Here is a 12,778-nt window from a genome sequence, read left to right on the forward strand (position 1 = left end):
CATTCAGCTACTTTTGAAAAAAGTATTTATGAGACGCACCCAATCTTTTCTATGGTTTGTTTTGGCAATGATAACCCTATCGTGTAATGGTCAAAAAGAACCCGTTGATTCCAAAAAAGATCAACCCACCAAAACGGAATCCCATTCCGACTACTTATTTGCGCCTAATGCCAAACCTGATAGCACTAACATTCCGAATGATACCTTCGTACCACTTTTTTACGAAGGCCAATTGGCACATTGGATTCGAACCATCCACGAAGATCCTAAAGGTAACCTTTGGTTTGGCACCAATCATTATGGTGTTATACGATATGATGGTGAGGGTTTGACCTATTTCACTAAAGACAAAGGGTTTGGTGATAGCCGTGTATCGGCAGCAGTTGTGGAAGTCGATGGCAGGATTTATTTTGGTACTTCTGAAGGCATCACACAATATCACCCTGAAGACGCGAGTTTTTCTTATTTAACTACCAATGATGGATTGGTTCATAATGAAATTTGGTGTATGACCAAGACCAAAGATGGTACGATTTGGATTGGCACAACAGAAGGTGTTAGTCAATTTGATGGTCAAACATTTTCAACCTTTGCCATACCTAAACCCAATGTATCAAATCCAAAAGCCCTCATTTCCTGTAATCGTATAACCAGCATCCTAGAAGACCGCCAAGGTAACCTATGGTTTGGGACAGATGGTTATGGTGTTTGTAAATATGATGGCAATAGTTTCATCCATTATACAAAAGCCGATGGCCTATGTGACAATACTATTTCAGGACTATTTGAAGATAGTTCTGGTTCTATATGGATTGGTACTATGTTTGGCGGTATCAGTTTGTATGACAGTCAGGCTTTCAAAAACCTTACTGACGAGGGTTTAATTACAGGTACAGAAGCTTCAGGTTTTTATGAAGATACGGATGGTTCTGTTTGGTTTGCCATGGAACATCAGGGTGTTTACAACTATGATGGCAATACCTATAGGCTGTATAACCAAGATTCTGGTCTGGGCTCTACTGGTATTATTAGCATATTACGCGACAGTAAAAACCGGTTTTGGTTCGGTGGCTGGAAAGGCCTGTTTCGTTTTAAAAACCAACAATTTGATACCATTACCAAAACAGGTCCTTGGGATTAGTGCATAAAAAAACCACCCTTTCAGGTGGCTTTTTGATTTGGTTGCATGCAATTTGCTATTAATTAAAACTGTAAGTCGGCTATGATGTCAAATTCATCATAGATTACTTTGTCTTGTAGGTTGTCAAAGAAACTACTAGAACCATAACGCACATCGTATTTACTTCGGTCCACTTTTAAATTAGCTGTAGCTTTACTACCATACACAGACATGGTAAATGTTACAGGATGCGTGGTGCTCTTAATAGTTAAATCGCCGGTAACCTCATACGAATTTTTACCCGTTGCTTTCACATCTGTAAAAACCAATTGCGACGTTGGGTATTTTTCAACACCAAAGAAGTCATCTGATTTTAAGTGACCATCTAGCTTCCCTTTGTATTCTCCAGATAAATCCGTTGAACCAATAGTGGTCATATCCATTACAAAACTGCCACCTGTTAAGGTTTCACCATCAAATACCAAATTCCCTGATTGGATAGCAATAGTTCCTTCATGTGATCCTGTTACTTTATAGCCTTTCCATTGTACTTGGCTATCATCTTTCTTAATGTCTTTTTTTTGAGCATTCATAGTTGTGACTGTTGCGAATGCAACCAAAATTACTGTTAATCGTTTCATTGTATTTAAATTATTAGTGTAATTAATTTTATAATGCAAAGTTGACACATAAGCACTGCTAAAAAAATGAACTAGATTATGAAATGATGTTAAACTAGTTTAATATGATTTTCTGAAGATCTATTGGGAAGCCAACTGACTCTTTATTTTGCTTAAGAATTCTTTGGTAATACCTAAATAAGATGCCAATAAATATTGGGGAATGCGTTGCTCAATATTGGGATAGGTACTTCTAAAATACAGGTAACGTTCTTTGGCCGTCATACTAAAGTTTCGGATGATGCGCTTTTGGGAAGCCGCCAAACCACGCTCCAATAATTTTCTAAAGAACCGTTCCAAAGATGGAATTTTTTGAAAGACCTCATCAATGGTATCCACATGGAATTGTGCCAACACCGTATCTTCCAAACACTGAATATTGAACTGGGCTGGTTTTTGTTCAATAAAACTACCAATATCGGAAACCCACCAATCCTCTACACCCAGCATAATGATGTGTTCCTGACCGGTATCATCAACAAAAAACATTTTGGTACAGCCTTTCAAAATAAAGCTACTGTGTTTACAAACATCACCTTGCTGAAGAATATATTGCCCTTTTAAATACTTCCTTTCGGAAACATAGTTGGACAATACATCCAATTCTTGAGGGGTTAGCTCAATATAATTACTGATATAATTGAAGAGTCGTTGGATCGTTTTTTGCTTTAGAAATTTGAAATCAAAAATAATAAATAAAGCTGTTGTTTCGTGCCTTTAAAGACTTATTATCATTAATGAATTTTGAATAGTTTACAACAAAAAGCAGCAAACACCGTTTACATACTACTAAACCAAAAGATTATGAAAACCCTACTAAACCTTTTAGGCGTAGCCTTATTAATTATTACTTTATCATTCACGCCTTCCAAAACCAAAACAGTTGTTATTGATGTGAGTCATGGCGGTCATGACCATGGGCAGCAGGAACACAGCATTACCGAAAAGGATATTGCCTTGCAGGTTGCCCAAAAACTTCAAGAACTCTCACAGAATAGTTCTGTGGAAATCATTCTAACCAGAGATTCAGATGCCTTTGTCAGTTTAAAAGATCGTTCAGCTTTTATAAACAAGCAGAAACCACATTATATGCTATCACTTCACACCAATGGTCATACAGATAACTCTGTTTCAGGCTATGAATTGTTTTATGGCGGTGAAGATTACTACGAAGCTTCTAAAAAATTAGCTTCCAACCTTTCAGAAAGTCTGGATATTGATTTACCATCACGAGGTATTAAGCAAGCTGGTTTTTACCTATTAAAAAATACAACCTGTCCTTCAGCGTTTTTGGAAATGGGCTTTTTATCCAACTCTCAAGATCGTGACTACCTCACCAGTGAATCTGGTCAGATGGCCATTGCAACAGCTATTTTTAAATCTCTGGAACAACTTTAATTTTGATGGCTTAAATAGGAATCCAAATAGTTGCTAGTTGTCATATACTCCTTTTGAAGCATTCTTAAATGTGTTAAAACTGCTTCCCTTTCTGGATATTCTGGCTTTAGGCAATCCTGTAAATCGTCGTCATAAACCGTTAAGATGAGATACCAATGCCCTGTTCTTGTAGTATGATATCCATCCATTAAAGTAGATTTTCCTTCAGATTGTAACTTGGCATAAACTGTCAAAGGCACTAAATTGAGAAAGGTGGTGTTTTTTTCACGTTCGTGAAACGACAAGTAATAGGTTTTATTTTTTATGGATATAGGCACATTGTATTCCACATCTATATGCTCGCGATTGTATTTGGTATTGATGAAATTATAGAATTCATTAGCTTCTTTCGGGTCTTCAAAAATAAACCCATAGCTCCGAGGCAAATCTTTTTTAAACTTTTTGGACAACTTAACAGTGTCTGTCTCAATGTTTGGAGCTACCTGCAAAGGAATACAGGCATAGACCACTGTGAGCAGGACAATAACCAGTAGTTTTTTCATGGTTTGGTTTTTCAAGGAATATCAAACATTGTACCACAAACCATTATTGGTAAAAAACTTAAAACCGCTATTCAATTTTATTAGCCGGCATATCCTGACCATTTTGGTGCAAAGTCAAACTATCTATTTTACCCTTTTCATTAGCATTAAAAGTTACTTGAGCATCAACCACTTTTAAATAAAATTTGTTATGCGCCGATGCGAATAACTCAAATTGTGGCTGACCTGTAGCTTGTGCGAATAACTGATTATCTTGGCGTGTTACTGTAATGATAAAACCGGGAGCCAATTCATATTGACCACAATAGGTATCCATCACATCAATGGGCACCTCAACATCCGTGACCAATTCTGTTTTGGCAACACCTAAACTCAATAGCACCGTTTTGGCATTGTCATTAGCGGGATTTAACTCTAACGACTTCTTATAGTTGGTAATAGCCTGCGTGGTATCACCCACCTTTAAATAGCCTTCACCTAAAGAATCGTAAGGATTGGAAGCATTGGGAAAGGAAGCTACATTTAATTTAAAAAGTTCCAACGCTATAGTAGGCTTATCTTCAGAAAGGTATTTGTATGCCAAAGTATTGAGTTGGTTTTCATCAAATTTATAGGTGTCTGGTTGTTCTGTCTTTAACTGATGATACAGCTTAATAGCCGATTCCATACCATTGGCATCAATCTCCTTATTGATAACGGTTGCTATGGAAGTGGTTGGCTTTTCCAAAGGTCTCGGGTCTCCCAATAATTTCATACCCAACCGACCAATATCAGTATCTGCATTACCCAAAACCACGACACCTTTTTGCGTTCCATCTACAAACCCAGTGAATGATTTATAACCACCTGTGGCACCATTATGCCAGATTATGGTATCATCGCCATTTTGTGCGTAGTGCCAACCCAGACCAATTTTAAATTGGTCATCCTGATTTTCATACGCTACCTGTTGACTGAATGTCATGGCTTCAAAAATGGCTGGTTTTGAAACACCCATATTAACTTGTAAAAACCTGACCATATCTTCGGTTGTTGAACGAATACCTCCTGCCCCAGCCAAGCCAGTTAAATCCCAATTGGAAACTTCAACACCTTGTGCATGCGGTTTTGCCAAATGGTTTTTCATACTATCGGTTAATGTCAGTTTGGTACTCATCATGTTGCAAGGATGCGCTATTTTTTCTATTAAGAGTGTTTCATAGCTTTTGCCTGTATGCAATTCCAAAATATGTCCCAATAATCCCATAGCATAATTGGAATATTCATATTGTGAACCAATATCCCGAGTTAATTCATAAGAAGACAAAAATTCATAGATCAGTTCTGGTGTATAATCCACATAGGGATTTCTAGGATCTTTAGGGTTGAAATTGTCTGGCATTCTAGGTAAGGCTGACGTATGCGTAGCTAGATCCAACAGGGTAATTTCTTTACCATTTCTATTAGGAACCTTGACCCCTTTAGGTAAGTACATTGTAATGGGATCTGATAACTTCATAGTACCTTTCAAAACTTCATCAGCCAACATGATACAGGTAAAAACTTTGGATATGGACCCTATTTCATAAACCGTATGTTCATTTACTGGAATGTTATGTTTTAAATCGGTTGTACCATAATTATAGAAATCAACCTGATCGCCTTCAATGTAGGCTATAGATATCCCCACATTCTCACCAGACTCTACTCTGGCTTGAATATTTTCTTTAACGGCATCTGGTATTAGTACTTGAGAAATGGCCTGAAAACTTAAAAAAAGAAAGAGGCAGCTTACTAGATATTTCATCATTATTGGATTTTAGGAATAGCAAGATACCAAAAAAAGGGGCAAAATTATCCATACAACAACCTGATTTACAAAGTATATCATTTTACCAATTTTATGACCATTATCATAGTTATACCTAACAATTATGACTAACTTTCTATCATGAATACCATCGCACTGCGTATATCGGATTTCTTAAAGCAATATCCGCCATTTAACATGCTTCAGCAGGATCAATTGCTGGCTATATCTGGGGCTGTTGAAGTGATTTATGTGGAGCCCGAGAACTTTGTTTTTAAAACTACCGAGCCTGTCAAGAGTGTATTTTATGTGGTTCGAGAGGGAGCGATTGGTTTGTATCGGGAAGATACACAAAACCTCGTTGATGAATGCGATGAAGGCGACATCTTTGGTTTACGCGCCTTAATCAGACAAGGCAACTACAAGCTCACAGCCAAAGCTTTAGAGGAAAGCATTGTTTATAGTATTTCATCTGATTTATTGGAGGAATACATTACTTCAAATATGGAGGCCAATATGTTTTTAATGAAATCCTTTGCCTCCAACACCTCGTTTCGCCAGGATGATACTTGGCAAAATCCTATTTCGGCCACATTCATTAGTGACTTTAACGACGCTGAAAGTATCACTTATAGTAAAAACCCCATTACCTGTCATTCGAATACACCAATACAAGAGGCCGCCCAAACCATGACCACCAATCGTGTGGGGAGTATTATAATCACCGATAATCAAAAACCCATTGGTATTATCACGGATAAAGATTTACGGGTTAAGATTGCAACAGGGAATATCCGTATTGAGGCGCCTGTTACTGAAATTATGTCCACTCCCGTTATTACCTATCCTGAAACCATTTCAGTTGCCGAGGCACAAATTGCCATGTTGGAGCACAAAATCACCCACTTATGTATCACCAAAGATGGTACTCCTAATTCTGCTTTAACCGGTATTTTATCGGAGCACGATATTTTGGTTATTAGGGAAAACAATGCCTCTATATTGGTAAAGGAAATCAAACGCTGCCAAAGCAGTGTTGAATTACAACAAATTCGCATGCGAAGTGAAGCCTTGTTAAAACGGTATTTGGAACAAGATTTACCCATCAACCATATTTCTAAAATTATTTCGGCCATCAACGACAATATCACCAAGCAGGTCATTAGCTTGGCACTTAAAGATATGCCGACAAAACCACCTGTTGACTTTGCTTGGATGTCAATGGGCAGTCAGGGCAGACATGAGCAATTGCTTTTAACGGATCAAGATAATTTTTTGGTTTTTGAGGATGTTGAGGACGCTAACTATGAAACAACGCAACACTATTTTTTAGAATTTGCTAAAAAAATCACAGAGGGTTTGAATACCGTCGGTTTTGAGTATTGTCCTGCCAATATGATGGGTAGTAATCCCAAATGGTGTCTATCATTATCTGAATGGCGATCCCAATTTAAACGTTGGATTACCCATCCTGACCAAGACCATTTGATGCTTTGCACCATATTTTTTGATTTTGCATTTGTTTATGGTGATAAATCTTTAGCTGATAAACTATCTGAAAACATATTTGATGCTATTGATTCCCATGATATCTTTTTAAATTATCTCGGTTTGAATGCCCTTAACAATCCGCCACCTTTAAGTTTCTTTAGAAACTTTTTGGTTGAATCTTCAGGTGAACATAAGGATCAATTTGACATTAAGGCACGAGCCATGATGCCTTTGGTTGATGCCGCACGTTTGCTGATTCTCTCCAAACACATAGCGTCTATCAATAATACCACAACACGCTATCAAAAACTGATGGATTTGGAGCCTCAAAACAAGGATATTTATGAAGCATGTCTCTTGAGTTATGAAGATTTGTTACATTTTAGAACCAAGCAAGGTCTCAAACATTCCGATTCCGGTCGTTTCATTGATTTACAGCAATTGAGCAAAGCAGATCGATTAGAGCTTAAAAGCAGTTTCAAAGCCATAAAGTCGGTTCAGGAACTTATTCAAACCCGATACAAATTATCACAACTCATGTAATATGGGATGGTTTAAAAAACATAGCTATCCGCCTTTCTGGAATGAGTATCTATCGTCGTTTGACAACCATTCTCATCAAGACCTTCATGATTTCAGGTTCGTTGTTTTTGACACAGAAACCACGGGATTAAACCCTAAAAGTGATCGGATCTTATCCATTGGGACAGTAGCCATAATGAATGAAAACATCATCGTTTCTGATCAGTTGGAAGTCTATTTAAAGCAAGACACGTTTAATGCAGACACCGTTAAAATTCATGGGCTTTTAAAAACAGGCAAGCTAGAGAAAGTCTCTGAAGAAACAGCTATCATGGAATTTTTAAAACATATTAAAAATGCGGTACTCGTAGCACACCATGCAGCCTTTGATATTGCTATGGTCAATGCTTGCTTGAAACGATTGGGCTTACCTAACCTCAAAAACAAGGTTGTTGATACCGGCTTTTTGTATAGAAATACCTTGAACTCGTCAAACCCGAACCTGCATTTCAGTTTAGATGACCTATCGAAACAATTTAATATTCCACAACATGATAGGCATACGGCTTCTGGTGATGCCTATATTACAGCCATTCTGTTTTTGAAATTGATAGCCCTATTAAAGCAGAAAAAAGTTAAATTAAAATTAGACGACCTAATTTTACCAAAAAAACGCATCGGTTTGTTATAAAAAAAAGCGCTTCAACCGAAGCGCCTTCTTTGCTATTAATTTCTACTCTTATAGAGCATTATCCATAATATCCTGAACCACTTCTGGGTTTAGTAATGTACTAATATCTCCCAGGTTACTAGTGTCCTTATGGGCTATCTTTCGTAAGATGCGTCTCATAATTTTACCCGATCGTGTTTTTGGTAAGCCTTGGGTAAATTGAATTTTATCTAATTTGGCAATCGGTCCAATATGTTCGGTGATAATCTGGTTGATTTCCTTGCGCAAATTATCATGATTCCGCGTTTCACCAGTATCTTTTAAGATCACATAACCATAAAGCGCATTACCTTTTACATCATGTGGGAAACCTACAATTGCAGATTCAGAAACGGCTGGATGCTCATTGATAGCATCTTCGATTGGTGCTGTTCCTAAATTATGACCAGATACAATGATGACATCATCCACACGACCCGTTATACGGTAATAACCAACCTCATCCCTTAAAGCGCCATCACCCGTAAAGTACTTGTTTTCAAACGCTGAAAAATAAGTATCCTTATATCGTTGATGATTACCCCAAATGGTTCTTGCCATACTAGGCCATGGGAATTTAATACATAGACGCCCTTCTACCTGATTGCCTTTTAATTCTTCAGCATTTTCATCCATCAATGCTGGTTGGATACCAATAAATGGTAAGGTAGCATAAGTAGGTTTTGTTGGGGTGACATAAGGGATTGGCGTTATCATAATACCGCCTGTTTCTGTTTGCCACCAGGTATCCACAATAGGACTATTTTTCTTTCCAACATTATCGTTATACCAGTGCCATGCTTCTTCATTGATTGGCTCTCCCACAGAACCCAAAACTTTTAATGAGGATAAGTCATATTTTTCAACTAATTCAGAACCTTGCTTGGCTAAAGCACGGATAGCTGTTGGTGCTGTGTAAAACTGATTAACCTGATGTTTTTGAACAATCTCCCAAAAACGACCAAAATCCGGATAACTTGGCACACCCTCAAACATCACAGTGGTGGCACCATTACATAACGGACCATAGACTATATAACTATGACCAGTAATCCATCCAATATCTGCCGTACACCAATAAACATCACCATCACGATATTGAAACACATTTTTAAAGGTATAAGCCGTATAGACCATATAACCAGCAGTGGTGTGTACCATACCTTTGGGTTGTCCAGTTGATCCCGATGTATATAAAATGAATAGCGGATCTTCAGCCTTCATGATTTCAGCTGGGCATTCATCTGAAGCTTGCTCTAATAATGGCTCCAACCATTCATCCCGACCGTCTTTCATAGTCACCTCATTGTTAATGCGTTTGGCTACGAGAACGGTTTCAACACCAGGACATGATTCCAAAGCATCATCAACGATACCTTTTAAATCAATCGTTTTGGCTCCACGATAAGAACCATCACTTGTGATGACCATTTTGCAATCGCAGTCATTTATCCGCGTTGCCAAAGCTGTAGAAGAAAATCCAGCAAAAACCACTGAATGCACTGCACCAATTCTGGCACAAGCCAATACAGCAATAGCCAATTCTGGAATCATGGGTACATAAATACAAACCCTATCACCTTTTTGAACACCTTTGGATTTTAAAACATTAGCCATTTTATTGACCCTATGATACAGTTGTTTGTAAGTGATATGTTCCGCCTTTTCACTAGGGTCATTAGGCTCAAACAAAATAGCTGTTTGATCTGCTCGTGTTGTTAAATGCCTATCTATACAGTTTTCAGTTATATTGAGTTGGGCACCTTCAAACCATTTAATTTCAGGTTTTGAAAAGTCCCAACTTAATACATTATTCCATTTTTTCCGCCAAAGAAAATGTTCACCAGCAACTTCTTCCCAGAAGTTTTCTGGTTCCCGAACCGATTTTCTATAAACTTGATAATACTCTTCTAAATGTTTTATATGATAATTACTCATGACTCGTTAAGTTTTTATGTATTCCTATTTGATTGATTTTATAAACTGCAGTTATTTCATTTATGATTTCAGGATCATCGATAGTCGATGGAATGTTATAACTCATCTCATCGGCTATATTGCGTAACAATTTACGAAGAATTTTCCCAGATCGTGTCTTTGGCAACCTATCGACCACCAAAACATCTCGAAATGAAGCAACCGCTCCAATTTCATGTCGTACATCCTGAATAATCTGCTTTTGGATATCCTCCTCGCTATCATTGTTTTCTGCTTTTAACACCACTAATCCCAATGGTTTTTGACCCTTTAAATCACAGTGAACACCAAAAACGGCACACTCCGCAACCGCTTTATGCGACGCCACAATTTCTTCCATTTCAGCTGTTGACAAGCGATGCCCAGCAACGTTGATAATATCATCTACACGACCAGTAATAAATACATAGCCATCTTCATCTTTATAGCCACCATCTCCCGAAAAATAATAGCCCGGAAATTTTTCCAAATAACCTGATTTAAAACGTTCCGGATTTCCCCAGAGATTCATGAGCGTTCCAGGTGGCAAAGGTAGTTTTACTGCCACATAGCCCTCACTACTGGATGCGACTTCTTGGCCTTCTTCATTTAATATTTGGATATCATAACCACACACTGGAAATCCTGCTGATCCGGGTTGTACATCCTGTAATTCCAAACCAGCCATATTGGCTAACATAGGCCAACCACTTTCTGTTTGCCACCAATGGTCAATGACAGGAACTTGAAGTTTTTCTTCTGTCCATTTTAAGGTAGCCACATCGCAGCGCTCACCCGCCAAAAATTGATATTTTAAACAAGACATATCAAACTTTTTTAAAAACTTGCCATTTGGATCTTCTTTTTTAATGGCACGGATGGCTGTAGGGGCTGTAAACATCACCTTCACCCGATGCTCACTAATGACCCGCCAAAAGGTTGATGCATCTGGTGTTTTGATAGGTTTTCCCTCAAAAAGAACCGTGGTATTGCGGTTGATTAACGGTGCGTAAACAATATAACTATGACCAACTACCCAACCGACATCGCTGGCAGCCCAGTAAACATCTCCCGGTTCTACCCCATAGATATATTTCATAGAGAATTTTAAAGCTGTGGCATAACCGCCTGTATCACGAATAATGCCTTTAGGTTTTCCTGTTGTACCAGATGTATATAAAATGTATGATGGATGCGTTGAAGGAATAGAAACAGCTTCTGATGGAACAGCATTCTCAACGAGCGTTTGATAATCCACATCATAATCCTGCTTTGGGATTTCAGCATTGAGATTTCTATTAAAAACTATCACATTTTGAGGCTTGTGGTTAGCCAATTTTATAGCCTCATCCACATAAGGTTTATACGGAATAATCCGCTGAATCTCAATACCGCTAGATGCGGTGATGACAGCTTTTGGTTGACAGTCGTCAATTCGGATGGCTAATTCATTGGGTGCAAATCCCCCAAATACCACGGAATGAATCACACCAATTCGCACGCAAGCCAACATGGCATAAATCGCCTGTGGTATCATAGGCATATAAATGATGGCCGTATCGCCTTTTTGCAGACCTAATGTCTGGAGACCTCCAGCCAATTTAGCGACTTCATCATGAAATTCATTAAAGGTTATATGTTGCTTGGTTTGAGTAACAGGCGAATCATAAATAATAGCTGTTTGACTTCCAAAGCCATCTTTGATGTGTTTGTCGATACATAGGTAGCTTAAATTTAATTCACCATCATGAAACCATTGATAATAATCGTGTTGGTCTTTGGATAATATGGTTTGTGGTTTCTTAAACCATTCTAATGCATCACTTTGTTCTTTCCAAAAACCTGCTGGATCTTGGATACTGTTGTTGTAAAAATCCTGGTAGTTCATGACTTTGTTTTTTTAGAATTAAACAAGCCAAACCAGTTGGGATTCAATACTTTCAATTTAATTAAAACCCAAATAATCACAATAAAACAAACACCAATAACCATAGAGTTAACCGTACTTATGGGTGTGTCATTTTCAAATTTAAAACGAAGATATAGGGTAATTAAAACGTAAATACTAATAATAATATCTGACGTCAAGGGGTTGATACGAAATTTCATAATCAATACTACTTTTCAAATAAGCACGTACAAAAGCCGTGACTTATTCTATTAAACATTGTTTGTTTGCACACAAAACCAATGGTTAATTGAGTAGTTCAAGAATTTCTGAAACTATTTTTTTTACTGAAAACGGCTTGAGTAAATATTTGTCTGCCCCAAGTTTTAAGCCTTTTTCAATATCTGAAGCTTTATTTTTAGCCGTTAAAAACACCACTTTGGTATTCTTTAAACTGGCTTGTTCTTTTATAAATTTCAAGGTTTGATAGCCATCTACATTCGGCATCATAATGTCCAGCAAAATTACATCTGGCACATCTTTTTTTAATATCTTAAGAGCCTCACTTCCATCTCTCGCTATATACACTTCAAAGTCTTGTTTTTTAAAAGCGTATTCCAACGTCATCACAATATTGGGCTCATCATCTACAATTAAAATCTTCTTCATATTTTACAGCAGTA

11 protein-coding genes are annotated in these 12,778 nt (G+C 37.7%); 4 read left to right on the forward strand and 7 right to left on the reverse strand.

Going from position 1 to position 12,778, the window contains the following annotated elements:
* The first annotated feature begins 28 nt into the window (after positions 1–28).
* On the forward strand, positions 29–1,141 hold the full coding sequence (locus C1T31_RS10345) for a ligand-binding sensor domain-containing protein (RefSeq protein WP_165780101.1): 1,113 nt from the start codon (positions 29–31) through the stop codon (positions 1,139–1,141).
* Positions 1,142–1,203: 62 nt separating this feature from the next.
* Here the strand turns inward: C1T31_RS10345 and C1T31_RS10350 are convergent, their stop codons facing one another.
* Positions 1,204–1,761: a YceI family protein gene (locus C1T31_RS10350; protein WP_103052429.1), complete on the reverse strand. Its 558-nt coding sequence runs from the start codon at positions 1,759–1,761 to the stop codon at positions 1,204–1,206.
* 120 nt (positions 1,762–1,881) lie between these two features.
* Positions 1,882–2,403, reverse strand: coding sequence for a Crp/Fnr family transcriptional regulator (locus C1T31_RS10355; RefSeq protein WP_243398932.1), 522 nt, complete (start codon positions 2,401–2,403; stop codon positions 1,882–1,884).
* A 201-nt stretch (positions 2,404–2,604) separates the two neighbouring features.
* Between C1T31_RS10355 and C1T31_RS10360 the strand changes: the two genes are divergently transcribed.
* Positions 2,605–3,198, forward strand: a complete 594-nt coding sequence (locus tag C1T31_RS10360) for an N-acetylmuramoyl-L-alanine amidase family protein (RefSeq protein WP_123912663.1) — start codon at positions 2,605–2,607, stop codon at positions 3,196–3,198.
* Here the strand turns inward: C1T31_RS10360 and C1T31_RS10365 are convergent.
* The gene (locus tag C1T31_RS10365) at positions 3,195–3,740 is read right to left on the reverse strand and encodes a hypothetical protein (RefSeq protein ID WP_123912664.1); all 546 of its coding nucleotides are present in this window, start codon (positions 3,738–3,740) and stop codon (positions 3,195–3,197) included. The genes C1T31_RS10360 and C1T31_RS10365 overlap by 4 nt on opposite strands.
* A gap of 67 nt (positions 3,741–3,807) precedes the next feature.
* The gene (locus tag C1T31_RS10370; protein ID WP_103052433.1) at positions 3,808–5,529 is read right to left on the reverse strand and encodes a serine hydrolase; all 1,722 of its coding nucleotides are present in this window, start codon (positions 5,527–5,529) and stop codon (positions 3,808–3,810) included.
* 141 nt (positions 5,530–5,670) lie between these two features.
* Between C1T31_RS10370 and C1T31_RS10375 the strand changes: the two genes are divergently transcribed.
* Together C1T31_RS10375 and C1T31_RS10380 are read left to right on the forward strand one after the other, a co-directional pair.
* Positions 5,671–7,563 (forward strand): DUF294 nucleotidyltransferase-like domain-containing protein, encoded by a 1,893-nt coding sequence (locus C1T31_RS10375; RefSeq protein WP_243398933.1) that lies wholly within the window; start codon positions 5,671–5,673, stop codon positions 7,561–7,563.
* Between the two features lies 1 nt (position 7,564).
* Entirely contained in the window at positions 7,565–8,233 is a 669-nt protein-coding gene (locus tag C1T31_RS10380; RefSeq protein ID WP_103052435.1) for a 3'-5' exonuclease, read from the forward strand.
* A 48-nt stretch (positions 8,234–8,281) separates the two neighbouring features.
* Here the strand turns inward: C1T31_RS10380 and acs are convergent, their stop codons facing one another.
* From acs to C1T31_RS10400, 3 genes are all read right to left on the reverse strand, one after another.
* Positions 8,282–10,189: an acetate--CoA ligase gene (gene acs, locus C1T31_RS10385; protein ID WP_103052436.1), complete on the reverse strand. Its 1,908-nt coding sequence runs from the start codon at positions 10,187–10,189 to the stop codon at positions 8,282–8,284.
* Positions 10,182–12,095, reverse strand: a complete 1,914-nt coding sequence (locus C1T31_RS10390; RefSeq protein WP_103052437.1) for an acetate--CoA ligase — start codon at positions 12,093–12,095, stop codon at positions 10,182–10,184. Before C1T31_RS10390 ends, acs begins: the two co-directional genes overlap by 8 nt.
* Positions 12,096–12,401: 306 nt before the next feature.
* Entirely contained in the window at positions 12,402–12,764 is a 363-nt protein-coding gene (locus C1T31_RS10400) for a response regulator transcription factor (RefSeq protein ID WP_103052439.1), read from the reverse strand.
* Between the last annotated feature and the right edge of the window lie 14 nt (positions 12,765–12,778).

The organism is Hanstruepera neustonica (assembly GCF_002895005.1).
GTDB classification, from domain to species: Bacteria; Bacteroidota; Bacteroidia; order Flavobacteriales; family Flavobacteriaceae; genus Hanstruepera; species Hanstruepera neustonica.